At 38.8% G+C, this 26067-nt stretch carries 21 protein-coding genes; 1 reads left to right on the top strand and 20 read right to left on the bottom strand.

Translation table 11 applies throughout. The annotated features are described in order from the left end of the window. Window positions 1–34: 34 nt before the first annotated feature. Window positions 35–193 carry a hypothetical protein gene (locus tag HMPREF0106_RS27095; RefSeq protein WP_009040130.1) on the bottom strand — a complete coding sequence of 53 codons (159 nt, stop codon included), beginning with the start codon at window positions 191–193 and terminating at the stop codon, window positions 35–37. Between the two features lie 132 nt (window positions 194–325). Here HMPREF0106_RS27095 and HMPREF0106_RS11535 point away from each other — a divergent pair, with 132 nt between their 5' ends. Next, the gene (locus HMPREF0106_RS11535; protein WP_009040129.1) at window positions 326–772 is read left to right on the top strand and encodes a DUF6078 family protein; all 447 of its coding nucleotides are present in this window, start codon (window positions 326–328) and stop codon (window positions 770–772) included. Between the two features lie 291 nt (window positions 773–1063). On the opposite strand, the gene HMPREF0106_RS11540 is transcribed toward HMPREF0106_RS11535, so the two are convergent. The 19 genes from HMPREF0106_RS11540 to HMPREF0106_RS11630 form a co-directional block, all read right to left on the bottom strand. Further along, window positions 1064–1486: a PD-(D/E)XK nuclease domain-containing protein gene (locus HMPREF0106_RS11540; protein ID WP_008645508.1), complete on the bottom strand. Its 423-nt coding sequence runs from the start codon at window positions 1484–1486 to the stop codon at window positions 1064–1066. Further along, window positions 1477–3426, bottom strand: a complete 1950-nt coding sequence (locus HMPREF0106_RS11545) for a discoidin domain-containing protein (protein WP_009040128.1) — start codon at window positions 3424–3426, stop codon at window positions 1477–1479. The genes HMPREF0106_RS11540 and HMPREF0106_RS11545 overlap by 10 nt, the downstream gene beginning before the upstream one ends. Window positions 3427–3449: 23 nt before the next feature. Beyond that, window positions 3450–4844 (bottom strand): O-antigen ligase family protein, encoded by a 1395-nt coding sequence (locus tag HMPREF0106_RS11550; RefSeq protein ID WP_232286784.1) that lies wholly within the window; start codon window positions 4842–4844, stop codon window positions 3450–3452. A 283-nt stretch (window positions 4845–5127) separates the two neighbouring features. Then, entirely contained in the window at window positions 5128–5430 is a 303-nt protein-coding gene (locus HMPREF0106_RS11555) for a DUF1573 domain-containing protein (RefSeq protein ID WP_232286783.1), read from the bottom strand. Window positions 5431–5494: 64 nt separating this feature from the next. Then, on the bottom strand, window positions 5495–6328 hold the full coding sequence (locus tag HMPREF0106_RS11560; protein ID WP_009040125.1) for a DUF4369 domain-containing protein: 834 nt from the start codon (window positions 6326–6328) through the stop codon (window positions 5495–5497). Window positions 6329–6375: 47 nt separating this feature from the next. Further along, window positions 6376–7080: a hypothetical protein gene (locus tag HMPREF0106_RS11565; protein WP_009040124.1), complete on the bottom strand. Its 705-nt coding sequence runs from the start codon at window positions 7078–7080 to the stop codon at window positions 6376–6378. Between the two features lie 10 nt (window positions 7081–7090). Next, window positions 7091–7888, bottom strand: a complete 798-nt coding sequence (locus tag HMPREF0106_RS11570) for a DUF4369 domain-containing protein (protein WP_009040123.1) — start codon at window positions 7886–7888, stop codon at window positions 7091–7093. A 21-nt stretch (window positions 7889–7909) separates the two neighbouring features. Next, window positions 7910–8611: a hypothetical protein gene (locus tag HMPREF0106_RS11575; RefSeq protein ID WP_009040122.1), complete on the bottom strand. Its 702-nt coding sequence runs from the start codon at window positions 8609–8611 to the stop codon at window positions 7910–7912. A gap of 276 nt (window positions 8612–8887) precedes the next feature. Next, window positions 8888–9676 carry a DUF4369 domain-containing protein gene (locus HMPREF0106_RS11580; RefSeq protein WP_009040121.1) on the bottom strand — a complete coding sequence of 263 codons (789 nt, stop codon included), beginning with the start codon at window positions 9674–9676 and terminating at the stop codon, window positions 8888–8890. Window positions 9677–9716: 40 nt separating this feature from the next. Continuing rightward, window positions 9717–10205 carry a DUF4251 domain-containing protein gene (locus HMPREF0106_RS11585; protein ID WP_009040120.1) on the bottom strand — a complete coding sequence of 163 codons (489 nt, stop codon included), beginning with the start codon at window positions 10203–10205 and terminating at the stop codon, window positions 9717–9719. A gap of 295 nt (window positions 10206–10500) precedes the next feature. Next, entirely contained in the window at window positions 10501–11226 is a 726-nt protein-coding gene (locus HMPREF0106_RS11590; protein ID WP_008645522.1) for a DUF4369 domain-containing protein, read from the bottom strand. Window positions 11227–11264: 38 nt separating this feature from the next. Beyond that, window positions 11265–11957: a hypothetical protein gene (locus HMPREF0106_RS11595; protein WP_009040119.1), complete on the bottom strand. Its 693-nt coding sequence runs from the start codon at window positions 11955–11957 to the stop codon at window positions 11265–11267. Window positions 11958–12226: 269 nt separating this feature from the next. Further along, window positions 12227–12562, bottom strand: coding sequence for a hypothetical protein (locus HMPREF0106_RS11600; RefSeq protein WP_009040118.1), 336 nt, complete (start codon window positions 12560–12562; stop codon window positions 12227–12229). 30 nt (window positions 12563–12592) lie between these two features. Next, on the bottom strand, window positions 12593–14002 hold the full coding sequence (locus HMPREF0106_RS11605) for a glycoside hydrolase family 28 protein (protein WP_009040117.1): 1410 nt from the start codon (window positions 14000–14002) through the stop codon (window positions 12593–12595). A gap of 35 nt (window positions 14003–14037) precedes the next feature. After that, on the bottom strand, window positions 14038–17301 hold the full coding sequence (locus HMPREF0106_RS11610) for a DUF4450 domain-containing protein (protein WP_009040116.1): 3264 nt from the start codon (window positions 17299–17301) through the stop codon (window positions 14038–14040). A 16-nt stretch (window positions 17302–17317) separates the two neighbouring features. Next, entirely contained in the window at window positions 17318–19429 is a 2112-nt protein-coding gene (locus tag HMPREF0106_RS11615) for a hypothetical protein (protein WP_009040115.1), read from the bottom strand. A 121-nt stretch (window positions 19430–19550) separates the two neighbouring features. Beyond that, the gene (locus HMPREF0106_RS11620; RefSeq protein ID WP_009040114.1) at window positions 19551–21233 is read right to left on the bottom strand and encodes a RagB/SusD family nutrient uptake outer membrane protein; all 1683 of its coding nucleotides are present in this window, start codon (window positions 21231–21233) and stop codon (window positions 19551–19553) included. Then, window positions 21233–24376, bottom strand: coding sequence for a SusC/RagA family TonB-linked outer membrane protein (locus HMPREF0106_RS11625; protein WP_009040113.1), 3144 nt, complete (start codon window positions 24374–24376; stop codon window positions 21233–21235). The genes HMPREF0106_RS11620 and HMPREF0106_RS11625 overlap by 1 nt, the downstream gene beginning before the upstream one ends. Before the next feature lie 20 nt (window positions 24377–24396). Beyond that, a complete protein-coding gene (locus HMPREF0106_RS11630; RefSeq protein WP_009040112.1) occupies window positions 24397–26064 on the bottom strand; it encodes a hypothetical protein in 1668 nt (555 codons plus the stop codon). Between the last annotated feature and the right edge of the window lie 3 nt (window positions 26065–26067).

Here is a 26067-nt window from a genome sequence, read left to right as displayed (position 1 = left end):
GGCTAATATCATGTCTACTATTTCAATCCAGTATTCAATCATATTCGTTGCTATCCTGAAACATACATCGCACCGAATTGCCGGTCAGTCCGTCACTGGTTCTCATTTGTTTGGAACGAAGTTCGATGCCGGCATACGCTTCCGAAAGGAAACAGTTCAACAAAGCGAAGAGGTATAATAATTTATATTTCATATAAAACTTTAGGAAATATTTCAATGATTGGTTACAAAGGTTATGAAAAAAATGAGAACAAGTGGAGCAAATTCTGTATTTCAAGATAAATCCTTATATTTGTATCAAATTCGTCTGATATAAAAGTTGAATATGATAAAAATAATGAAGAAGCCACTTACATACGATGATATACCTAAAATGTATCTGTTTTGCAACCATACCAAATGTCCGCGCCGCAACAAATGCCTCCGTTTTCAGGCTGCGATGATTGTGCCCCTAAGTGTTCCTCACTACGAAGCGATCAACATCAACCATGTAGCGGGGAATGAAAAGGAATGTTCCTATTTCAGTGCATACACTCTCACGACCTTTGCACTTGGCATCAGCCATATATTAGACGACGTTCCGCACAAAAAAGCTATGGCCATACAAAATAGCCTTAAATCTTTAATGGGGAAAAGTATGTACTACCGTATTCGCAACAAACAACGTCGACTTCATCCATCGGAACAGAAACAAATCGCAGACGTTTTCCTGGAACACGGCATCAAGACAAAGATTAACTTCGACGAATACATTGAAGATTATGACTGGTAAGCCACAGATTGTGACGGGAAAGATACTTGCGAAAATATTTCATAGGAATTGAATAAAAGTTTCATAACGATGAAAAAAAAGTTCCATCGCAATGAAAATAAAGTTCCATCACGATAGAAATAAAGTTTCACAACGATGAAACCTGCGAAACTTTTAGCACAAATAAAGATTAACAGGTAAGCGAAGACCTAAAGGTTACACATGCGTCATATTCCCCTTATAATAAGAAGCCTGCGCAGACGCCCGTCCAAATGTTCAAGCATAAATATTAAAAAAAATCGGATACCATATTTAGGCTTCTGATTCATTTTCGCAATCCGCTCTGGACGCCAGCTTCTCCAGTGCCACCAATTCCCATCCCTTGAACACCAGCGTAATCAATCCAAGCCGGGTATTCCCTTTTGTGCGGGCCACCTTCCCATCGTCGGCATAGCGGCGCAACTGTTCTGCCGCATCACGTTTCAGCAAGGCGATGTCGGCATCGGAGGTGTCACGGCGGGCGTACTTCACCTCCACGATATAGCTGTAGACTATGTCCGGCTGGCGCACCAGATCGGGCATCATGTAGAAGTCCGCATAACCTTTGGAAGATTCGTATTCGGGAAGAAGGATGTAGCCCTGCGTCAACCCTAAGTAAGCCAACAGGAATCCCTTGACGTGCGCCTCGCCGTCGATAAATTCACGGATGGCATTTTGCCGATGAATCAATACCATATCTGCTTAACATCTTTATACAAGAAAATTCGTTCATCCGTCCCCCTAGTAAGATCTCTCAATAAAAGTAAAGCATTTTGTGGTACATGGTGAAAGGTTAGACTAAAATCGTCAGCTATTTGTTTGCCCAACGACACCCAATCCATATCCCAATAAAAAAGCTCGTAAGTATCTCCAATACGAACATTGTTGTCATCATTACGTGTCATATAGCCTATTCTTCCAACAGATTCCGGTTTGCCCAAATCCAATCCTACCCAACCATCTCTTAAAGTTTTAGATGCGAAAAATGTCAACGGATCTAAATCAAAAGCAGCAGAACGGCTATAATGCGGATTTTTGCTTCGTTCTTCAGAACCTATAATGGTTCCTGTCAGTTTTTTATTGTCTTTATCCAAGAACATCAATTCTGCAATATTACAGCGGTAGGGCTTTGGACAGATATAACGCCAATAACGATACTTTGTAGTATCGCTCACATTTATACTACCCGATACGCTATATTCTTTGAACGTATGTACTGTGACGGCATCGCTGAAATCCTCCTTGTGTGCTGCTTGAAACATGCTGTGTTTTAAACGGAGTGCTGTGGTGAACGCTTTGCGCGTTAAAGGATATTTCCGTTTTAAACTAATACTTCTTTTGGATGTGTTATCGGGATTCAAGAACTCCAGTTCACCTTTTTCATTCAACAAAGCAGGATAATTGAATGGACGAACCCTTCCATTTATATAATATATCGGCAGATAGACAGCTCCCTTCTCTATTTTATCAAAGGTAATCTGCTTACCATCTTTTATTTCCGAAAAGCAAACAGGAATCCATTTCGCATTGTCAAATACTGCCAGATATGCATATTTTTCTTTGCGTTCTCTTCTCCCGGAAAGTACAGGAAAAACAGGATCAATGGTCGTTGCATATTCATCCGTAACGTCTTTTATAAACACATTGCGCAACGTTGACGGAACACTACCAGCTTCTTTATTCAGCCGGACTAAGGCCGAATTGGGAGAATATGTTCTTCGATATACTTTTCCCTTACACTCCCCCGGTCGTAAGGCAGCTAAAAAAGGTTCATGTCCTCCTTCACATACCATTCGGCGATCGTGATCTATCAAAATACTTAGCCACGAATGTGCATGTGCTTTTGTAGGCCACTGCAAAACGAAATCATACGAAACCGCAAACCCCTTACTGCGCATGATAGCTAAAGCTGTGTTTGTCCTTGTCTCACAAGAATTGGAAGGAATATTGCACCAAAACGGAATCTTATATAACGCATGCCACTTCAGAGGCTTTTTCAAATCGACAATAACAGTATCACGTAATTTAATATTAATAGCTTCTGCCGCATGATAGGGTGTTTTATTCCAAATGTCATTATAAGAAAAATCGCATAATGTGTCATTAGCTATCGGTTTCAACACATTGCGCCAATCATCAAAAGCCTGAAACTCTACGCACTTATAAGGAAGCATATATTCACAAAATTCTTCAAATGTAATGCCTCTTGCCCAACGACCTTGTTGCCAATCGTCAAAAGCCGCGTCTATACTCTGTATCAGATAGCTGGCTTTTATGACAGAGTAATCTTCCTTAAACTCAAAATCATCTGATGGAAACTCTAACAACAAATTATTTAATTCATTCACCTGTTCATCAATCTTTCTGTCGGAGAAGATAATCTTTTCAGCTTCGACATAATATTCTTCAATATCTTTCCCTATATACAACTGGTGCCCAGGCATATTCATTATCAAAAATTTGGCAGCTCTAAGTTTCAAACTGTCGGCTTCGTTTTCTTTATAATGCTCCAGCACTTTTTCGAGTTCCGAACGATTATTTCCCGACAGTGTCAGCACCTTTTCCAACTGTTTTTCTTCAGAACTTTGGCAACTGAAAAGCAAAACAAGAAAAAGAAAGATGAATATAGCTTTCATTTTGTTTTATTGTTAGTTTATAATTAAATATTCTTTTTGCGCAAATAGTTTCTGGCCTCTTCCTGTATGATAGAAACAGTGTAAGATGGTATCTTTATCCGTTTATTGATTATTTCTAAAGCTACCCGTTCGGCAAGTATACAGTTATCAGATTTTACATAGATTCTCAAAAGTCCTTGTAATGGAAGAAAACGGCTGGGACACATACATTGTGCCAGCTTATATCGTCTTTCAGCTTCTTCCCAACATTCCATTTGATAGTAATTATCCGCCAATTGCATTTGCAGGTCATACGTATTGATATAAGATTCGCAATGCAAGAATATGTTGACGCTTTGTTTGTACAATTCCACATTTTTCAATTCTGATGCATAATTGTACAAGAAATAGGGATTGCCATTCCACTCATCATATAGCTTGGTAAATACAGATAATTCATTATCCAGCAAACCATTGTTCTTTTCTGCAACCAACGAAATTCGTTTCCATGTACGCTCGAAAATGATATTCTTAATCAGAAATAAACAGAGTATAAAAAGTATAACCAATAAGAATGGCTTATTGAAACGTATTGTTCGTAGAGCAACCTCCCGTTGATTAAGTGAAGCGAGGCAGTAGATAATCATGAACCAAACAAAAGCATATTTGAATGGATAAGAAAAACAGGAAAATATAGCAATAGAAACAAGCGTCAGTATGGCTGGAGTGTCAAATGCCACATTACTTCGAAAAACAGCAATCAACGACAATAAGAATAAAGCGATTCCTATGAGTCCTTGTTCAATCAGCAGCAACAGATACTCATTAAATGGATAATTCGTGTTTCCTGCCAATATTCTATCGCTTTCATCAGCATGGGAGGAAGACAAATATTTGGCTTGTTCCGGCATGTAATCCGCCCTAAAAGAGCCGAGTCCGTTTCCCTGAATTATATGTTCCTTACACAATCCGGCAGATACTTTCCAAATCAGAACACGACCGGAAGCGGAAGCTGGTTTTAGATAAATCAGTCCAATGAATAAACCTATTAGAAACAAAGCGCCTCCGCTGATAAAAAAGATGCGCCTTTTATGAATTAACTTCCGATAACGGAGAGCATAAAAAAGAAGTGTTACTACACATAAAGTAAATACACCTGTTCTCGAACCGGATAAGATAACGACTATAATGAGGAGAAGGCACGCCATAACCTTGAACGTTCTTCTTTTTCCGTTAGAAGAATGACACAAAAGAAAAGGATAACAGAGAACGATGCTCGCAGCAAATCCGGCGGGATTATCAAAAGAACCGGTAACTGGAAAATAAGATTGAGTTTCTATACACCCTACATATTGCAGCAAGCCATACAAGGCCGACAAAACTCCAACGACAGCTAAAATGCTATTAAATGTTTCTGTAGGATTTTTTCTATTACGCATCAACACAAAAAGAATCCATCCAGATACAATGTATACACTGTGTATATATTGTGATGTAAAGAGACTGCAAACGAAAACATATCCCATAAAAACAGTAAAAGACAGAAATAGAAAATCAACAGACAGTCTAATTTTTCGCTTCCAGTTCCCTATGCAAATACCTCCCCATAATATGATGCCGACAACGAAACTTATATTTTTAGGCATAAAATACCTATCCATAAACCAATCAGCCGATAAGTATAAGGTGGTGATAAGTAAAAAAGAAAACGTAAAAACATTATCACTGAATAATTGCCTTAACTTGCAGAATATAAAAGAGGGAGTCTGTGTTTGCATTGATAATAATTAATTCTTCTTTCGCTCCTAATCCCTTTCCTTTCGGATTGAAAGAAAAATGAAGCGAGCACGATTCGTCAGGATTTAATTCATACTTCTCCACCGATGCTTGTGTACATCCACATCCGGTTTCGATCTCTCCTATTTCCAACCTGGCATTGCCTACATTGGTGATTATAATGCTATCACGACAAATTATATCAGAACTAATTATTCCGAAATCATGTGTATAGGAAGACAGGGACATCTCTGCCTTCCTTTTTTGATTGCAAAAAACACAAATCATCAGAATAACAATAAGACCAAGGATTTTACTCATTTTTTATAGTTGTTGATGATGAACTACTCGGAATAGTCTCGATGAAACGGGGTGGATCACCGATCAAACTATCTAATATCATTCGGCTCTTCTTTTTAAATTCTCGTTCTTTCATAATATAATCCCACCATGATAAAAAAGCATCTCGATCCGCTTGGGGCATTAAATCGATAATACGTAGATATTGAGAGAGTTCAGGCTCCCTAATCGGATATTTTGTCCTTAAATCACGAGCCAACATGACTCGGATGACATTCGGATATTTTGCATATTTTTCAAGAAAAGTAAACCGACCTTCTGAACGTTGTTCAGTTAATGATGTATCTAATAACTTACTATTCTCTGTTTTAGTACTATCTTCCGCCATTTTTCTCCGATCTCTATTCCAATATACAGCACTCCATTGAGCTTTTCGCTCAAGAATGTAAGTATTATAATCTTCATTGATGGAAGTGCCCGATACATTAGCGTCAGTATCCCAATCAACCATACGAATATAGATATTACCCGGTTCCACAAAAAGATTAATATCAGTCCCTTTATGGAACGGTGGGGCATCATAGGATATTTGTGCAAAAAAAGGCTTTCGTGTAACAGTTCCTTCGTAAAAAAATTCCTTGCCAATCACCTTTATTTTTATGCTGTTGTCGTATGCTTGTTTTTGTCCTTCCCTTTCTTCAAGAAGATACGATTTATCTATTAATAACACATATTTACCATCTAAAGAATTATCAGGGAATTCACCCCGAATCGTAAATTTCTCTTGCCCCAAAAGCAATTGAGCAAAGAATGCGAACACAAAAAGAGAAAAAAATTTTTCTTTCATAATTGTATGTTGTTTGGAATCTTAAATAAGTGGAATCTTGATTTTTATCACGTTGTTTTTTTACAGCAGTTTTTTACGCAATCCTCCCTATCTTTATCGACTTGCTTTACACATTCATCTCTACTATTTCTAGCTAGTTCTTTCAAATATTCCAACCTTTCCGGATACATAAGTTTTTCCCAATCAGACATACTATTTTCAGCATATTGAATTTCTGCATAATATGTATGTTGGCATTCCATATCTGCGTCTGTAGCATTCGTATTGCAATCATCAATACAACGTTGTTCTGAATCAGTATCTCGTGTACTAATAGTAATTTGATTCATTTGGCGTTTTTGCCGAGCTCTTATTAATTCTAATCGGGTAAAATTTGTACCTTTGTAAACCTTCCAAACCAAAGAATCAATTCGATCGTAACTTGCTTCTTCGTCATATCCAAGTAAGATATTTAATTGAATCTGCGCTTCAACACGAGTATCCGATTTGGATAACTTTTTTCTAAGCTGTTGATACTGTTTTTTTTCTTCTTTAGAAAATTTATCGATTGCGTTTTTTCTTCTTCTCAAATTCTTTTTAATCTCTTTTTCTAAATTCTTATACGCCTCCGAGGCAACAAAAAGGTCGGCTTCAGTCAAATTATTTTCTTGAATAACATTATCATAACCACTATCAGTCTGACAACTATGAAGTGACATAACTATAACAACAGTCCATGTAGTCAAAGCTAAAATGAGTCTTTTTGTTTTCATGATTTGATTTTTAATTATTATTTATTTGTCTTTCAATAAAACGAGGAGCATTACGATTAAGACTATCGGTCAACGCTCTTCTCTTTGCCCAATACTCCTCTCTCTTCATTGTATACTCTCGCCACGCTATCAAAATATCTCGATCCGCTTTGGGCATTAAGTCAAGAATACGTAAATATTTAGCATCCACCAATCTTTTATTTAATTCCTTAACTTCCAAATAGCTAGACAACATTACTCGGATAACATCCGGATATTTGACATATTTCTCAAAGAAAGCCAATTCACCTTCTTCAAAATCCTCAAATGCTGAACCAAAAGAATAAGCTCCTTCAGCTTCCGAAGTCTGCCCCTTTAAACAGATAGTTCTAAAAATTCTATTTACCAGATTTTTCCGTTCAATGACACAAGTGTTATAGTCTTTATTGATAGGAGTACCCGATACATTTCCTTCCTCATACCAATCGGTTATATGGATCTGGATATTTCCAGGTTCTATTACAAAAGAAGTCGCACTTGTCTGACCACTGAATGTTGGTCTATCGTAATATATTTGCGCCAAAAAAGGTTTTCGTGTGGTTGTCCCTTCATAATAGAATTTTTTATCAGTTACCAATATCTTAACTTCATCGTCAGATGCTTTCCATTTACGTTTGTACTCATCAGGAAGAAAAGACTTATCTGTCAGTATTATATATTTTCCGTCTAGCGAATTATCTGGAAATTCACCTTGAATAATGTACTTTTCTTGTCCATAAAGCAGTTGAACCAAAAGTGCAAATACAATAAAAAATAGATTTTTTCTCATAATTGTGAATATTTAAATCAGCTACTTTTCATAGGTATCTTTACAACTTTCCAAACATTCTTCCCTAGTTTTATCAACATCGTCCAAACATTCTTTTCGTTCTGCTGCAAGTTTTTCTTTTTCAGAACGAATATCTTCAGGATTATAGTATTCTGCCATGCTTTCAAGACTGCTCATAGCTGCATTATAAATGTCAAAGCATATAATAGATCTTTGTATAGCATGGTCAGTACACGCTCTATTACAAATCTCCAGCTCTTCAGTATCAGTGGTTCGTGTACTAATCGAAACTCGTTTCATTTGCCGTTTTTGCAAAGCTTTCATTAGCTCTAATTGCGCAAAATCAGTACCTTCATAAACTTCCCCTACCAAAGATGAGATTCGATCATAATTAGCTTCTTCGTCGTAACCAAGCAAGAGATTCAATTGAATATTTGCTTCTGTACGAATCTTTGGGTTGAACCACTCTGCTTTGAATTGAAGATACCGCTCCTTTTCTTCTTTGGACCATTTAGAGATTACATTTTGTTTTCTTCTTATATTCTTTCTGATTTCTTTTTCCAGATTTTGATAAGCTTCCGAAGCTATGAAAAGATCCGCAGCAGTCACGTCTTCTGCCTGTTGAGAGTAATTATCAGCATCATTCGTCTGACAACTAAGCACAGAAATACTAATTAGAAAAACTAATCCGACCATAATAAAGCCTAAATTCATTTTTTTCATAAGAACTACTTTTAGAGATTAATAATATTGAATATCTTTTTCAAGGCGATACCCCATTATTAGTTGATAATCGTTTGGCTCATTTTCCAGTTCTGTCTATATCACATCAGATAAGGAGCTGTATTTTTCCATAATATTAGTACTAATAAAAGTTTATCGTTCTTGTTGTTACAAAGGACGACATTTATAAATTAAAATACAAATTTCAACCGTATACAAACGCGTATACACAGCCAATGTATACGCATTTAAATATGGTTTTTAAGACCAAGGATTTTACTCATTTTTTATAGTTGTTGATGATGAACTACTCGGAATAGTCTCGATGAAACGAGGGGCATTGTTACGTATACTGTCCAATAATGGTTTGGTCTTTTTTTCATATTCTTCTCTTTTAATAGTATAGTCCAGCCAAGCCAAAAGAATGTCTCGATCGGCTTTGGGCATTCGGTCGAGAATCCGTAGATATTTTGGGAAATCAGGATCCTTTGATGCTCTTCGTCCGTTCAACAAAAAAGATAAGTGGAATCGTACGACATCTGGATATTGAGCATATTTCTCTAAGAAAAAAAGTCTACATTCGTTGGCATGTATGTATGCATCTCTGAAAGATGCACTTCTATTTTGAAGAGAACGCTCTCTATCCACTTTTTTTTGCTGTTCGATAATATATCTGTTATAATCGTCGTTAATAGGAGTACCTGATACAATACCCTTATCTGCCCAATTAGCGATACGGATATGGATATTACCAGGCTCAACTATAAAATACAAGCCCAAATTCAACATTTTTCTTCCTGTCTTTGCACTACTAAGATGTGCTAAGAATGGCTTTTGTGAAAGTACACCTTCATAATGGAATTTCCCGTCAACCACCAATATACTATCAATAAATAAATGTTTAATTCGTTCTTTTTCTTGACTAAGAGCTGAACTATTAGTCAAACGCAAATAACTATTATCTAACGAATGGTCGGGTAATTCACCCTGAATAGTATATTTTTCTTGTCCATAGAATAGCTGGGCTATAGATACGAAAATAAAAATGAATAGATATTTTCTCATAATAATATATTAAGTGCTACAGAGACTCCGCTTCTTCTCTTCACATATTTAATTCTCCTGAAAAATTAACACTCTTCCCCTGCTGCAAGGTAACATAAATGCTCGCACTTCCATTGGGATACACCTTAATATAAAAGTTACAATCACCTATTGCTGCATCTACTGAAAACTTGATGTGAGCATTTTTCTTTTTATCTATATCCATTGCATATTTTTTCAAAGGAGCTTGAAAGAAAAGTTCAGCTCCTCTCCTACCGTATGGCATATCAACTTGGCCGAGATAAAGAAGAGTAGAAAAGACTGAATCATTTCTAATTTCAATCGAATTATCTGCCCCATCCAATAGTATGGGATCTCTATCCGGATGTATATAAGTATCCACGTCGATCCTATAGTTTTTTGATGCAATGATATTTTTGACAACTTCCACCTTTTGCTTTTTTTGTTCTTTTTTGTTTTGGGCAAAAAGAATAGGGATTCCTACCAGCATTGTCAAAAATAGGACAAAAATTTGTTTTTTTGCTTTCATATTAAATTATAACTTAAATATGGATGTATAAAAAGCCTAATGAAATACGGTTATAGGACACGTACCATTGCTACTCTCACAATTGCCTATTCCGATTTGCAAATAATCATCATTCGATTGACAACTAAGCATAGATATAGCTATTAAAAAGGTTAACACAACCATATTCAAGAAAGCTTTGCTCTTTTTCATAAAACTATTTTTAAGGTAGTAACATATAGGGCACTTATTCTCCCGCTGATTGTCAATTTCATAATCAAAAACACGTCACACAAATCACAATAAGACTAAAATTCTACTTATTTTTCATCGTTGTTGATGATGAATTACTCGGAATAGTCTCGATGAAACGAGGGGCATTATTACGTATACTGTCCAATAATGGTTTGGTTTTTTTTTCATATTCATACTTTTTAATAGTATAGTCCAGCCAAGCCAAAAGAATATCCCGATCTGCTTTAGGCATTCGGTCGAGAATCTGTAGATATTTTGGAAAATTAGGATCCCTTGACATTCTTCGTCCGTTCAATAAAAAAGATAAGTGGAATCGTACGACATCCGGGTATTGGGCATATTTTTCTAAAAAAAGTAATTGATTTTCCATACTTCTCTTTGTGCCAATCATATAGGTACTGTAATCTTCATTAATAGGAGTACCTGATACCACACCCTCATCTGCCCAATTAGCGATGCGGATATGAATATTACCAGGCTCAACTATAAAATACAGGCCCAAATCCAACATATTTCTTCCTGTCCTTGCACTAGAAAGATACGCTAAGAATGGCTTTTGTGAAAGTACACCTTCATAATGGAATTTCCCATCAACCACCAATATACTATCAATAAATAAATGTTTAATTCGTTCTTTTTCTTGACTAAGAGCTGAACTATTAGTCAAACGCAAATAACTATCATCTAACGAATGGTCGGGTAATTCACCCTGAATGGTATATTTTCCTTGACCGTAAAATAGCTGGGCTATAGATACGAAAATAAAAATGAATAGATATTTTTTCATTATTACGACTATTAAATATTAACTCTTACAATTAAAATTTATTCCTCATCTGGATAGCTTTTATCACAACTTTTTTTACAATTTTCTTCCTCCCTTTGTGCAGCCGATATACAGGCGTCTCTTACTTTTACCCAGAATTTATAGCTTTCACCATCTGGAAATTCACTAGCAGGTAAATCTTTAATATTCTCGTTAAAATGGTTATGACATGCAATTATATCTTCTTTAGTCGTTTCATCACAATCATTCTTGCATTTTTCACGTAATTCTGCATTGGTATCTGTTCGTGTAATCACAACTTTACACATTCGACTTTTTTGTCGTGCCCTCATCAACTCTAATTTAGTAAAATTTACATCTTTAAAAACGTCCCTGACCAAGGAAGAAATACGATCACGGTTAGCTTGATAATCATATCCTGTCAGAATCTTTAATTGAGTAATTGCTTCTGTACGAGTCTCAACATTAAGCATACCTTTTCGGAGTAAACGATATTGTTCCAAGTCTTCTTTAGACAATTTAGAGATTGCGTTTCGTTCTCTTCTCATGTCCTTTCCTATTTCTTTTTCCAAGTTCTGATAAGCTTCCGAAGCAATAAAAAGATCAGCAGCAGTCACATCTACTGCCTGTTGAGAGTATTCGTCAGTTTCATCCGTCTGACAACTAAGTACTAAAATACTGATTAGAAAGGCTAATCCAATCATAACAAAGCCAAAATTCCACTTTTTCATAAGAATTACTTTTAGAGATTACTAATTTTGAATATCTTTTTCAAAGCAATATCATATATTTGTAAAAATTGTATAATTCACTTCCAATTCCATCTATATCACATAAGATAAGGAGCTGCATTTTTCCATATTATTAGTACGAATAAGAATTTATCGTTCTTGTTGTAACAAAGGACGACATTTATAAATTGGAATACAAATTTCAACCGTATACAAATGCGTATACACAGCCAATGTATACGCATTTAAATATGGTTTTTAAAGAAAGATCATTCCAAACGCAATGATTTAATAAAATCGGTAATAGATTCACAAGAAACATTCATTTTCTTTTTCAATCTACTACGGCGTATCCGAAAAGAACTTCCTAGAATATGGAACAGCTCTGAAATCTGCGCATTACTAAAATCGATACGTAACAAAAGAATGATATGTATATCATCTTCTGAAAGTATAGGATAATAATGCCTCAATTTATAGATAAAACCATCCTGATGAAGATTTATCCAGAATTCTAACTTATTCCAATTACAATCACTTATTGCTGATAAAGATGTAACATAGATTTGTACGTCATAGACAGTCTTCCATTCTTCTTCATTCATAGCTGGATTTTTATCTATTACAATTATGCCCTATTTCACCAATTCACCATTGATATAAAGGTTCTTGAAAGTCACATCTTTCGCCCCTTTAATATCATTTGCTCCTTTGGCTACATTATTAAAATGAGAATCCTCTACACTGATGTTATATACATGTTTATCATCCTCCAGTCCTATAATAAGCACACCCAATTTACTCTTCTCACAAGTTACATTCTTCAAATGCACATTACGGACAATCGGGTCAAACCCTCTCTTACATTTCTCCCGGTTCTCGTATTGCAGATTGATGCGAAGTACAGCTTCACGACATTGTCCTACCGTTACATTTCGCACATATACATTTTCTATAAGTCCTCCACGGCAAGTGCTCGTCTTAATACGAATGACACGATCCAGATTCGGGCTATCCATCCGGCAGTCTTCTACAAACAAGTTACGGTAACCACCGGAAATCTCACTGCCGATCACTACTCCTCCATGTCCATTCCTCATCATGCAACCACGTACAATAATGTTCTCACTAGGAATATTCCATTTACGCCCGTCTTCATTACGTCCTGATTTAATGGCAATACAATCATCACCCGTGTCAAATGTACAATTCTCAATCAACACATTCTTACAAGATTCAGGATCACATCCGTCTCCGTTAGGTCCACGATTGAAAACAGTCACTCCGCTAACAATCAAGCTCTCGCAGAAAAGAGGATGAATCACCCAAAATGGAGAATTTAACAAAGTAACACCTTCAATCAAGATGGTGTGGCAGGAATGTAAGTTCAATAGCTGCGGACGCATGCCATCTTCCGGCTTCATCAGACGCTTGTAGACAGGAGTAGATGTTTCACCATACATCAACAGACGTTCACGACCTCCATTGCGTTGAGCCACCATGCCTTCTTTCCAACCATACTTTACGGCTCCACACATCGGCCACCAAGTTTCCATACTACCTTGTCCATCGATAATCCCTTTTCCGGTTATGGCAATATTGCTTTCACCATAAGCATAAATCAAGGGATGAGCGTTATAGCAATCAATTCCTTCCCAACGGGTTAAAACTGCAGGAAAATAAAGGCTTTGATCTGTAGAGAATTTCAAAACAGCTCCCTCTTCGAAATGGAAATTCACATTGCTCTTTAAAGTAATAGGTCCGGTATAAAAAGTGCCTTTAGGAACAATTACTGTGCCACCTCCTGACAGACTGCACTGTAGAATAGCCTGATTAATGGCTTCATGGCAAGGATTAGCCTCATCATCCGTTTTTGCTCCAAAATCAGTTATAAGAAATGTTCGTTTCGGAAAAGAGGTACGTTTAATCTGTTTTTCGATACGGGCGCTTTCTTTAAATGCTTTATCAAAATCAACAGTATTCGCAAATGTTACCTCTGCCACAAAAAGCAACATCAGTAGTAAATTAATAGTTCTTCTCATCATAATTCTTATCCTTTTATTAATATGTTATTTTTATTTTATTGCAATGTAACTCCCATCAGACCGATAACAACATCGTTTGAAAGTGTTTCCAACGTCAGATGACTTAACTCTTTGGAAGGATTCAGAGGCATGTCCAAAAGTACACCTGCTCCTCCCTCGATGGAACGTCCATAAACACCCTTTATGCCTAAGTCCTTTCCCAAGTCATTGCTAACCAAACCCGTCTTAAAATGAATGCGATAAGGACGGGGAGAAACAACGGTGAATGCCTGACCATCAACATAGAAATCCTGCTCAATAGGACACCAGTTATCCGGATTCACTAATTCCAATACATCAGAAGTTCCATCTGTATAGTATACACGAACAATACCATTAGCAATGCGACACTGCATGTGATTGGTACTGCCTGCCATCATTAAATAGGCATGAGAAGCCCGACCGGAAAGCGGAATACTCAAACTGTCGGGATAATTATCCCACAACGAAGTAAAAGCAATATTGCTTCCTTGAGCCAATGTTCGGAATGGCACACCCAGTTTGGTAGTCAGCATCTCATCACGTACCAAGGCACGCAAACCTGCATCATCAATATCAGCAGTTAATTTCGGATGGCACCACTCGCCAATGCCCTGAACAGGAAGTTGCAAAGTGGTATAAGGCGAACGGGGTGTCAGATACTCATTCCGGAAAATATCAGTCACATTCGCATTGAACAAAGAATCCATATTCATCACCCGGCACTCTGACGTATTTACCTGTAAGAAAGGAAGAATGACCGGTGATTTTTCCGATTTTGTAATCTGTACGTTTACAGGCTGCCACCATTCCATCTGTCCTTGTTTCATGCGAACAAAGAATGTATGATGCCCCAAATGATCATTGACCTTACTTTTTATTAATGTATCACTAACATTCGGCTGTATCAGCACTCCCTGCGGATCATATATTTCACCGAATACCGCCCCTAAAATGGATGGAATACGGATCTCCGCTAAAGCCTCCGCCTGTATTTCAGGCAGAACCGGATTCAGACAGTTTCCTTTCCACACAATTTCGACAATTGCTTTTTGGGCAGAAGAAGCAGGAATAACAACCACCGGATAACCGGAAGCAGCTTCCGCAAAGCTCCAGTCAACTTCTTTCCCATTTACTTTCACAGAATGAATCCTTTCTCTTCCGACATTCACTTGTAATGTCAATGCCAAAGGCGCCTTAAAACGTTGCTCTATCCGGTAAATATCTGTATCATTCTCCCTGACAAAGTGATAGGTTATGTCAGGCAAAGAAATAGAAGCTTTTAACCATCCTGCGGGAAATCCCGGACAAATCACCATCTTCCCGTTCAATACATCGGGTAAAATGCCATACAATCCTTGTACCAGTAATCGGGAAGCTACCCCTATCGGATCTCCAAAGTCACGATAACACTCTCCACGGGCAGCATCATAAAAGCTGACTTGCCCCAAATTGCCGGGACTGTTACCTAAGTACATACCATCCAGAAATGAACTTTTCATCAATCGATATGCTTCCTCCGGACGTCCTGCCTGGAAATAGGCCAAAGCTGTATGCATCACCTCTGCGAAAGCCACATTATTGATACTCCAGGAATAAGGTAACCAATTGGTAGTGGCAATCGTTGCATATCCCTCTTCCAATCCATCTGCATACACGGGGATATGTGGTATTTCCGTATCAACATACCGTGTAGCCTGATAAGCTTGAAAAGGATCGGCAACGTCGCTATCGAGTGCATGGTATATAGTCCATAATCCCGGACTTTCGTGAAGCCGGCGATGTCCCATAAAATCCTGATATTCCGCCCAACAACCTTTGCTCTGCATCCAAAGACGCTTATTCATCGCTTTCAATATTTGCTCGGCTTCGTTCTGATAAGGTGAAGGGTCTTCGCTTATTAAAGAAGCAAGAAAAGCAGCCATTTTATTGGCACGGTAGTTATAAGCCGACGAATGGGTGACTGCGCCACTGTTGTAGTAAAGCGCATCACTTGCCCAAATACAAGCGTATGCATCATATAAACCATCATTGTCCGGATCATAATTTAATTTTTCCCAAGCTAGATGGCGGGTAATCACAGGCCACATTTTGCGGACATACGCAGTATCTCCCGTCCAGTTGAAATGCCATAACAATTCATCCATGTAACAAAGGTTCATGTCATAGTGGTGCATCTGATTGTTACGTCCAGGATTCCGGCAAATATACCCATTACTATATTGAGGAGTTCCCCAACGTTTTTCCGAACGCGCCAGATTCATTGTAGAATCCTGTGCCGGATGAGGTATTGTATTCGGGACATCAGTCACCTGACTGGCTGCATAAGCATCAAAATGAGTCCGTGCCCGGTCATGCCAACCTAAAGCATCACCGGTATATCCGGCCCTCCATCCACTTAACGGCATACGCCAGCCAATAGCACCGTGCAACCAAACCTGTCCGTCCCAGATTCCATCGGCAGCTGCGACCAATGCACCACCCAACGTGTTCAAATAAGGGTCCGGCGTTTCTATCTTCAAATGAGAAGCCAATGCCAAAGAAGCTGCCTCCGCTTGTTGATAGAGCTTACGGACATTATAACCTTCGGGAACCTCCCCACGTACCAAGTATACTTCTTTCTGCAAAGAAAGTTCACCCGTGACAAGGTCAGTCGCTTCGGCAGGAAGTTCGAAGCAATCAGCCGGATCTACCCCCATATCTCCATTACGACTCAAACGTTTTCCGGTAGCTCCCCCATGTTGCCAACGAAGTATAGCTCCTTTAGGCATATTCGAAGGAGAAAAACACCAAATAGCTCCATCCATATCGGCTAATGCCAATACAGAAATACGCAGTTCTCCTTTTCCCCAAGACGGGTCTGTCAAATAATAGGTACGTTTTCCAGCCGAATAACGGGATTCACAATGCCCGGTGCAGTCAAGCGCCAATTCTGTTCCGTCACGAAGAATGACTTTGAAACTTATATTTCCTCCGCGTCCGTTATTATAAAAAGCAAAAACCGGTCGGTCACTTGTTTCTACACGAAAGGGACTGTGACTACCGTACAAAGCACGGGTATACCGATTCTTACCATTGACACAAACAAACTCATCACCATCGGGACGATATTGCAACGTCCTTTTTGTACCTCGCAGATGTTCATTCAAGGAGATGGATTCTTTAAAGTCACCGATCTGCTTTGCCTCTCTTTGAGCATTTAATGGCATCACCGACAACATCAAGAGGCAACAAACAGTCAGCTTTCCTTTTAAAATAAAATTCAGATGAAAATAACTCATATTTTTTTGTGTTTGATTATGGTAATGGCTTCAATCCTTCCCAACGGACATTCCAAGTTCCATCTTTCGGAAATCCCGGATTAGTCTCCGTACATCCGTCCCAACCGGCACACATCATCGCAATAGCAGTCAGCAAGCCGCCATTACCCGGTAAATAAATACGTAAACGACCGTCCTGATAATTATGACCATTCGGCAAGTATGTGTTTGTGCGTTTATCCATCAGTAAAGCTCCGACGGCCTTTTCCGGTTCACCCAAACGGGCAGCATTCATAGCCGTCATCGGATAATCCCATCCCCAGGTTTTACCCCAATTCCAGTTATCCCAAATCCAGTGCAATGTATTTTTCATATAATCTTCCCGGATAAGTTTATTCATCGGAAGAATACCGACTGTACCTAATACAGCCATGTGGTCGGAAGTATAACGAATGTCTTTATAGGTATCTGTAGCTGTTTCAGCAGCCAGATAAAGCCCTTCATTATTAGATGCTAAAGGGGAAAGTTTATCAATCATTTCATCCCATTCCAGACTACGTTGCTGTCCCATACGCTCACGCCATTGTTGGGCGGTCTGCATGGCAAAATGCCAGTAAGAAAGTTCGAAAGGAGGATTAACTGTTTCTGCAGCACGCAACGTTTCTTGTGCAGGAATGGCACCTTTCAATACGTAACGTCCTTCCAGTTCATCGTATGTAGCAAAAGAGTACATAAATTCTGCAGTCTCCTGTACCAAACGATTATATTTCTCCAATACTTCTTTAGTCGGATCAGCACGATAAAGTAATTCTGCCAAATAAATTAAATGAGGTTGTTGCCAAATCAGAAAACTTCCTACTTTGGAAGGGGCTTCTGTTCCTGACGGGTCGGTCATTTTCATCCAGCGAACACCATCAAACCCTTGTCTTTGGGCTATTTGACGCGCTATCGGTTCAACCTTTTCATACCAACCTAATGTACGGTCAAGTAAGTTGCTACGATTCCAAAGAGCAAATTGAGCTTCGTGCCACCAGATCATTTCAAGATGAAATTTGCCAAACCACGAATTATAGGTAAGCCCCGTCTCTTGCGGAGGAGTAGTACCTGCACTCTGAATAGCAAGCAAATATTGGCTAAGTACCACACGTCGTTCCAGTTCTTTGGCCCGTGGGTCTGTACATGCCGAAAAGTCAACAGCTGCGCCTTCCTTCCAAAACGAGTTCCAATAGTTTTTTGCTTCTTCTTGAGTTTGTGCTACAGTAACAGGCTGCGTTGAAGGAGCTATACTAGTAAAAGCACATGTAAAAGCTAAATGATCGTCCATCGGAATCAGGACAAAATAATGTTTTGCTTTCTCATTGAAAGTAGCCTTCCCTTCCCAATACAAAGTTACGAAATACTCTGTGCTATCTAAAGTATGTTTCAAGACTGCGGAAGATTCATTTTGAGTAACAATAGTCGTTGTATGTTTATCAACGGCTTCCCAATTACATGCATCATCACAATGAGCGCCCGTAGGATACGGAAAGCGAAAACAAATCCCGGTATGCGCCTTAGAGGTAATATTTGCAGCAATCATATCATTAGAAGGATGGCAGACTGTCTCCACTTGATAATCTTCACCGTTTAATTTAAACCGGCTTTCGATTTTTCCATCCCACAAGCAAAGTTTCTGATGAACGTCAGTTACCTGTTCAATATCCGTACCTTCTTCCACGTCAAAGCCGACAATTCCTAAATGAAGACGATGCGGATTGACACGAAACCAATTAGCGGCATCCTGCTGTCTGCCTTCTTCTTTGAATTGAGTAGCGTAAAGTTCTTTCTTTCCCCTGCCAAAATCGTATTCTTTCAGGGTTTCTTCCGGAGTAAGCTGGTCCGGATTGGCGAAGCTATGCCAGCCCCACTGGCTCTGCGTTCCCAATGGAACTCCTTTTTTATAATTGTCCGGAAACGTCTGTAATCCGGTTATGTCTACCGTATAAGCAAACTCTCCATTTCCTACAGAAAGTGAAGCTAATGAATCGAATGCCGTCACAACAGGACTATTCCTTTCTACTAATGCCTCGCGGTCAATTATCGGCTGATTTCCATCTCCGCAAGCTGTCCAAATAAAAAGTGCTGCAATAGATACTGCGAATGTTTTCATGATTCTTTATTATTGTTATTTACAAAAGTATTTATTTTTGAAACAAATGACGCGGATTCTCATTCAAAAACCCGCGTCACTCCACCCTAATAATCCAATCCAAAGGATGATTTGAGGATCTTTATTTTAAATTCCATTTGATAAAATAGTCTCCATTCATTATTTTGGAACGAATGTCTTCAGCATTGCCAGTAGTTTCGTACTTTTCCGAAATATACTTCGCCATGAAACTATTATCATTATAACGTTTTGCCATACGAATCATAGCCGGATAAACTTTTCCTTCGCATGCCATTTCCAGCATCATTTCTTTCAATATTTCTTCGTCATTGTTTTGTACATTAGATGTGAAGGTACGTGCTCCTAAGTTACTATAGCTTACTTCTACTCCACGAATCCCTCTGTCACCATATTTACGACTACCAATACCAGTTGTCCCGTTTGAATAATAATATACAGTACTGTTATTCGTCCAATGAGGAGTAATACCATACCAATTGCCGGAATAAGTACCTTCCTCATCAATATCAAACTCACTAGAGTAGGCATTGACTCCTACATTAATTAGTGCGTCAACTACAGTTCTTCTACCTAATTGATTGAATGCTTCCGCCAACATAAAATAAAGGTCTGCACCGCGGTAGGTATATACGAATACATCATCGCGATAAGCGGTACGTACAGGTTTAGAAGTTGGACGGAATTTGCTGATAACCCATTTACCATTGTATTCAGATACTGTGTAACTCATTCTGAAATCTTTATCTTTACTACCCAGCGGACCGAAGTCATTATCTCTGAAACGTTCTACAGCGACCTCTGCCGGTGCCAGCCAATATTTATTCGGATAATCAGAGTCAAAATGCTTCAGCAGACTGTTTGTCTGCCTGTTTTGATAGTCATACATAATTGCTGACGCCGATTCATAATCATACGGAGTCTCGTTATTAAAGAAATTGGTATAATGACTGAACAACATATCATTACGTAAGAAAGCGATAGATTGATTGGTAGTACTTTGGTAGATACTGTTCATCTTATTAAGTATCAAGTTGACACATTGTTGGTATCTACCTAACCACAAACAAATCTCTGCATATAGAGCATAGTAAGGAGGAGTCATCATATCCCAGCGGCGATATTCACTATTTGCCAGCTCCGTATCTGGGTCTACCCAGTCTTTCCATGCTGTTTCGTAAGTTCCGTCAATATTGTCATAACCAATATCTAGCAGATTCTTGCAAGCTACCATTGTTTCGTCAAGATTCAGTATGTCAAACTGTGACAAATCTCTCAACGAAGTCATTGGTTTATCCACCCATGCAACTTCTCCGTAGATTTTAGCGATCGTCATAAACATCCATGCCTTGACACGCAGCGTGCTGCTGACCAATGCTTTATAGTGGCTTTCATTAATAGAGTTCTTTTCTTCGTATGTTTTCAATTTCCGAAGATAATCGTTACAGGCATTTATTACTTCGTAGAATCCAGAAGGATCTGCATATGAATTACCACTTAAATCATCATCGTAATTGTACAAGTTGTAAAGTTCAGTGGGTGCCGTTGCAGTCGGCACCACCATTTCTCCCCGAAGTTCATTCAGATAAATCACTTTGTCTCCAATGGCTTGCATTTTAGTCATGATACCAATGTAACCGGAGTACATCTCACTTTCTTCTGATATATAGTCCTCATTATCCAGTGTAACATCTGTATCAGGATTGAAGAAGTCATCGCATCCTCCCAATAAAGTAACCGCCAGTATGAAAGCGGCATTTAATAATATCTTTTTCATCTTCATCATTAGAATTTCAAGTTAATACCCAGTTTGACAGATTTCGGTTGCATCACTTTCGCATAATCAAATCCTTGTGTAGCATTGCTGCCAGATGAATAAGCGAATTCCGGATCCATACCCAAATATTTGGTAGCGGTCAACAGGTTTTCTCCTGTCACATAAATTGTTCCTGAACGGAAAAAATTCCAAACTGGTTTGTCGAAATTATAGCTTAACGTAATACTCTTCATGCGTAGGAAAGAAGCATCTTCAATCCAACGGGAAGAGAAGTTGTTATTGCCGATAGCATCTCCATAGCTAGCGCGTGGAATATTGGTAACCTGTCCTTCTACATTCCAACGGTTGGTCACTGCTACACTTTGGTTAGAGAAAGAAGAAACTGATTCCAGTGTCCTTCTTACCGCATTGTATGCCTCATTCCCTTTTGAATAAGAGAATTCGGCCGCCAGTGCGAAATGCTTATAACGGATATTGGTATAGAATCCTCCAAAGTAATCAGGAGTGGCACTACCCAATGATACATAATCTTTAGAATCGATGCGTCCGTCATTATTCTGGTCTACATAACGTACATCACCAGCACTATATGCTTGATTACTGCTGTTGGTCAATGCAGCTTCACTCGCTTCCGCTTGGGTAGAGTAGACGCCATTTGCTTGCAATCCGTAAAATTCGTATGGATTTCCACCTACACGACTTACTATCATCGAACCATCACTATATTGAACTGTTTCCTGATCGTTTCCGCCCAATGATTTAATCTTACTTTCCGTGAAAGAAATATTACCTCCTACAATCCACTCAAAGTTACGCATACGGATGAGAGAAGCCTGCAATGAAAGTTCTACTCCGTTGTTATCGATTTTTCCGACGTTTGCATAGTAGGCAGATGTTCCGTAGATAGCAGATTTTCCAATGTTCATGATTACATCTTTGCTTCTGCCACGATAATAATCTACTCCCAAACTGATACGGTTTCTCAAGAAAGAGGCATCTAAACTTAAATTCATCTGCGAGGTTATCTCCGGTTTCAAATGTGTGTTCGGTATTTGGGTACGAATAATACCCGATACAGCCATATACGGTAAACTACTATAATAAGATTTTCCATAATTGGAAGAGAAGCGACTGTTTCCTGTCAGGCTGTATTCTGCACGCAAATCCAGACGGGTGATCCAATCCTTGTCTATAAGGAAAGACATATTCTTCGCCATCCATGTGATTCCGCCTGATGGATAAACCCGAAAATGGTTGGTGTATCTTCCGTTTGCGGAAGAACCGTCGATAGACATATTCAATGCAGCATTCAATACATGATTATAAGTATAGTCAACGTGGCCATAAATATTAGCCCAGTTCCATTTATTCTGATAACCGTCGAAATAACGACCTATAGCATCAGCCGAACCCAGTACTTGATAGAAGTCATTGGTTGTGTTGCGCGCATAGGCCCCATCGTATTCCTGCAAAGTAGTCAAAATTTGCACTCCAGCCATAGCATTCAAAGCATGGCGGCTACTGAATTGTTTGTTGTAGCGCGCATTTAGGTTATAAAAATAATTAGTCGTTTCGTTTACGCCTTCCCGGATTGTATTTTCTTCAGTACCGAATGCGTCTGTAGTAGGAACGATAGTAAAATCGGTTCTGCCTGGAACAAAAATATGCTCCTTATTATAGTTGTAGTAAAGACCGAAGGCACCACTGAGAGAAAAACCTGGAAATATTTTATAATTGAAACCAGCTTTAACATTTACGTCATATTGGCGACTGTTCGCATCCAGATTATTGACAATAGCTAACGGGTTACTTACAGCAAAATCCATATTTTTGCTGATTCCATAATAGTATTCAGAGTAAATCGGAGTAAATTCTCCGTTATCTACTTTCTGGTAGGGAGCAAGCAGTGGAGACTGTGCATAAGCAGCAAGCAAAGGGTTGGTACGAACATTCATCCCTTGTTCTTGATAATTACCGTTGATATATGCCAATCCGACGGTAGCATAGACTTCAAAATTCTTGCTGACCAAGAAGTTTCCGTTCAACTGTGTATGATAGCGGTTCTGTTGAGTACTTTTCAGTATTCCATCCTCTTTAGAGTAGCCCAAAGACAAGTCGTATTTGGCGATAGCATCACCACCTTCTACTCGAAACAGATTTTCTGTCACAAATCCGCTCCGGTAGATTTTATCTTGCCAGTTCGTATTGTTATTGTAGTAGTTGGCATATCTGCTGTTGGTAGGGTCACTCATGAAAGGGAATTCGGTAAAGAATTCATCCATGTTCCCGAAATAACTCATTCCCATGTCTGATAGGAAAGAGCGGTAATCTATACCATTCAGCAAGGGCATACGTTTGTTGTTCCAGTTAATACCAAACTGACCGTAATAACTGATTTCAGTGTTCATGTTCTCCGATGTGGCACCATCCGTTTCAATCAGAATGACACCATTAGCACCCATAGAGCCATATAAAGCCGCTTCCGCACCTTTCAATACGGTGATATTTTGAATATCATTGAGGTTGTAAGCCTGAAAGATGTTACGGCTCAATCCATTAATCAATGGTGAATCATTTACGTCCGGTATATAAGGAACACCATTGATAACTACCAGCGGTGCATTGTTACCCACGAAAGAACGTGTTCCACGAAGATTAATGAAACTTCCCTCTCCTGGCATACCGCTGCCGCGAGTCACTTGCAAACCTGCAATCTGTCCAGCCAACGCACGATCTATCTTCATACCGGCAGGTACGAAATCCTTTTTAGTGATATTCTCCGCAGATGTAGTCACTTCGTTCGTTTCAACACGGAAAGGCAATACTGTTGTTTCATTATATTTGTATTCCGATTCAGGAATCATAATGATCGTCATCTCCTTACGATTATCCACTGCTTGAAGCACTGTATAATATCCGGCAGCCCAAACTGAAATATTGGCTTTTCGCAAACTCTTGCATTCTATTTGAAATACTCCGTTCTTGTCTGTAGTGACATCTTCGCTTCCGGTGACAGACACCACCGCACCCTCAACCGGAATATTAAGGGTGGATAATACTTTCCCGCTTATTTTACCTTGTTCCTGCGCATACAGATCGACAGCAAATAGGCAAACTAACAGGGTGAAAAACAAAATTTGTATCTTTTTCATGTTGTCTTTATTTCATAAGATTAATAACAATCCTTGTTTGGTCGCAGACACCAATGATATAATGCTGCCTCAGATAAATTGGAACCTGATCCACTAAGACGTATTATAATTTCACTGGCTTCGTCTCCCGGAATAGTAACTGTACCTACAGCACCTCCATCACGATCATATTTTGATTTATTTTTAAATCCCTGCGCAACAGCTTCATCTATTCCTTCCGGATATCCACCTCCTGCACGATCATAGTGGTAAGCAGATGCATTATTAAGCACCGATTGTGAAAGAGTGGTTACAGGAATTTCTTCTCCATTCTTGATAATTGAAACGGCAATCGCTCCTAAAGTTTTCTTTTGTCTGAACCCCATGGTGAGTGTATATGTTCCAGGAGGAATCTTATAAGGAGTAGCTACGTAACGGGTTCCCACTGTTTCACCTCTAAACGGAGTATAATCAAGTGTATATGTTTGATTACCAGCATCTGTCAAGTTAAAATAGAGAACTCTGTAATATATAGTGGGGAATCCTAATGCTGCCCATCCTGCGCAGTTCGCTTCATCCGTCTCACTAATCTTGTTAAATGAAAGATTGGTAGTCTTGAAATACGTATCTTTATCATCGGCACTCAGATATTCGTAATTTCTGAAAAGTTCTTTAAGGCGATAAATCAATACGTTAGTAGGTATCTTCATTTCAGTGACATGGTAGGCTATTCCGTTACTCATAGATATCGGGTTGTCAAGATCTACTTTCTGTACAGTCGTGCGCCATTGTTTACTGAATACAGAAGTCAAATCCTCATTGCTTTCAAAATCGGCTTTGTCATAGATCTTATTAAAGAAAGCCGATTGAAATATCCAGTTTTCCAGAATACTATCTGCACGTGTCATATTCCAGCTTTCCAGATTCTTCCGTGCTACGCTTAATGCGTTATTGACTACGTCATTGGACGGTATTAGCATGGTAGCACTGAGATTTTCGGACATGATGTCAAACTTTACCTTTTCAAAATACGGAGCTCTTACGGTAAATACCGAGTCATATACGGTATTGCCAGTATTGTCTACTCCTACCACTTTACTTGCGTCTCTGTCAAATGTCAAAACATTACGTGACAAGATCATCTCACGGAAAATAGAATAATCTTCACCTAGATTTTCAATGATCTCATACATGCTTCTCGGAGCATTGATAGCCTGATCTAACAAATACAGATACCCATTAGTCAACTTAATTACCCGGGTTACAGTTGCATTGTTGAAACGAATACCGGTAGCCGCTCTTGTTTCGGGAGAAGCAACAGAAATATTCAGATACTTACCGCTCCACATCAAAAGACGTTGTCCGTCTTCCAGGTTGGAAGGTGAGATAGAGGCATCAGAGATATAGGTCTGGGCAGTGTATATAGGATCATCCCCTACTGCAATGCTTGACTCCACTGCTAGAATGGTGTACATCTGTTCTTTCGCCAATAATTGGTCCACCATGCCCGTTTCATTAAACAGCTGGTACATATTGCTTAAAGAGGATTCTTGAGCCAAATAATCTGTAAGGGATTCATTGACTATGGAAATCTCCGTATTATTAACCGTGCTGGCGTTTTGGGCATAATGCTCATCCCATGTGTTAGTACAACCGCTCCCTATCAATCCGATAAGGGCAACGCCGAGTATATATTTTCTTGCTTTCATGGT

Source organism: Bacteroides sp. D22, assembly GCF_000163675.1.
In the GTDB taxonomy this organism is placed as follows: Bacteria; Bacteroidota; Bacteroidia; order Bacteroidales; family Bacteroidaceae; genus Bacteroides; species Bacteroides xylanisolvens.
Note: the sequence above shows the minus strand (reverse complement) of the source record. Positions and strands in the feature narration are given on the sequence as shown.

What these genes read in the sequence shown, in the direction of transcription:
- HMPREF0106_RS11615 (WP_009040115.1), bottom strand. Translation starts at nt 19,429, where the DNA reads ATGAAAACATTCGCAGTATCTATTGCAGCACTTTTTATTTGGACAGCT.
- HMPREF0106_RS11610 (WP_009040116.1), bottom strand. Translation starts at nt 17,301, where the DNA reads ATGAGTTATTTTCATCTGAATTTTATTTTAAAAGGAAAGCTGACTGTT.
- HMPREF0106_RS11600 (WP_009040118.1), bottom strand. Translation starts at nt 12,562, where the DNA reads ATGAATGAAGAAGAATGGAAGACTGTCTATGACGTACAAATCTATGTT.
- HMPREF0106_RS11545 (WP_009040128.1), bottom strand. Translation starts at nt 3,426, where the DNA reads ATGAAAGCTATATTCATCTTTCTTTTTCTTGTTTTGCTTTTCAGTTGC.
- HMPREF0106_RS27095 (WP_009040130.1), bottom strand. Translation starts at nt 193, where the DNA reads ATGAAATATAAATTATTATACCTCTTCGCTTTGTTGAACTGTTTCCTT.
- HMPREF0106_RS11625 (WP_009040113.1), bottom strand. Translation starts at nt 24,376, where the DNA reads ATGAAAAAGATACAAATTTTGTTTTTCACCCTGTTAGTTTGCCTATTT.
- HMPREF0106_RS11560 (WP_009040125.1), bottom strand. Translation starts at nt 6,328, where the DNA reads ATGAAAGAAAAATTTTTTTCTCTTTTTGTGTTCGCATTCTTTGCTCAA.
- HMPREF0106_RS11585 (WP_009040120.1), bottom strand. Translation starts at nt 10,205, where the DNA reads ATGAAAGCAAAAAAACAAATTTTTGTCCTATTTTTGACAATGCTGGTA.
- HMPREF0106_RS11595 (WP_009040119.1), bottom strand. Translation starts at nt 11,957, where the DNA reads ATGAAAAAGTGGAATTTTGGCTTTGTTATGATTGGATTAGCCTTTCTA.
- HMPREF0106_RS11565 (WP_009040124.1), bottom strand. Translation starts at nt 7,080, where the DNA reads ATGAAAACAAAAAGACTCATTTTAGCTTTGACTACATGGACTGTTGTT.
- HMPREF0106_RS11535 (WP_009040129.1), top strand. Translation starts at nt 326, where the DNA reads ATGATAAAAATAATGAAGAAGCCACTTACATACGATGATATACCTAAA.
- HMPREF0106_RS11550 (WP_232286784.1), bottom strand. Translation starts at nt 4,844, where the DNA reads ATGCGTAATAGAAAAAATCCTACAGAAACATTTAATAGCATTTTAGCT.
- HMPREF0106_RS11540 (WP_008645508.1), bottom strand. Translation starts at nt 1,486, where the DNA reads ATGGTATTGATTCATCGGCAAAATGCCATCCGTGAATTTATCGACGGC.
- HMPREF0106_RS11590 (WP_008645522.1), bottom strand. Translation starts at nt 11,226, where the DNA reads ATGAAAAAATATCTATTCATTTTTATTTTCGTATCTATAGCCCAGCTA.
- HMPREF0106_RS11605 (WP_009040117.1), bottom strand. Translation starts at nt 14,002, where the DNA reads ATGATGAGAAGAACTATTAATTTACTACTGATGTTGCTTTTTGTGGCA.
- HMPREF0106_RS11555 (WP_232286783.1), bottom strand. Translation starts at nt 5,430, where the DNA reads ATGTCCCTGTCTTCCTATACACATGATTTCGGAATAATTAGTTCTGAT.
- HMPREF0106_RS11580 (WP_009040121.1), bottom strand. Translation starts at nt 9,676, where the DNA reads ATGAGAAAATATCTATTCATTTTTATTTTCGTATCTATAGCCCAGCTA.
- HMPREF0106_RS11570 (WP_009040123.1), bottom strand. Translation starts at nt 7,888, where the DNA reads ATGAGAAAAAATCTATTTTTTATTGTATTTGCACTTTTGGTTCAACTG.
- HMPREF0106_RS11620 (WP_009040114.1), bottom strand. Translation starts at nt 21,233, where the DNA reads ATGATGAAGATGAAAAAGATATTATTAAATGCCGCTTTCATACTGGCG.
- HMPREF0106_RS11630 (WP_009040112.1), bottom strand. Translation starts at nt 26,064, where the DNA reads ATGAAAGCAAGAAAATATATACTCGGCGTTGCCCTTATCGGATTGATA.
- HMPREF0106_RS11575 (WP_009040122.1), bottom strand. Translation starts at nt 8,611, where the DNA reads ATGAAAAAAATGAATTTAGGCTTTATTATGGTCGGATTAGTTTTTCTA.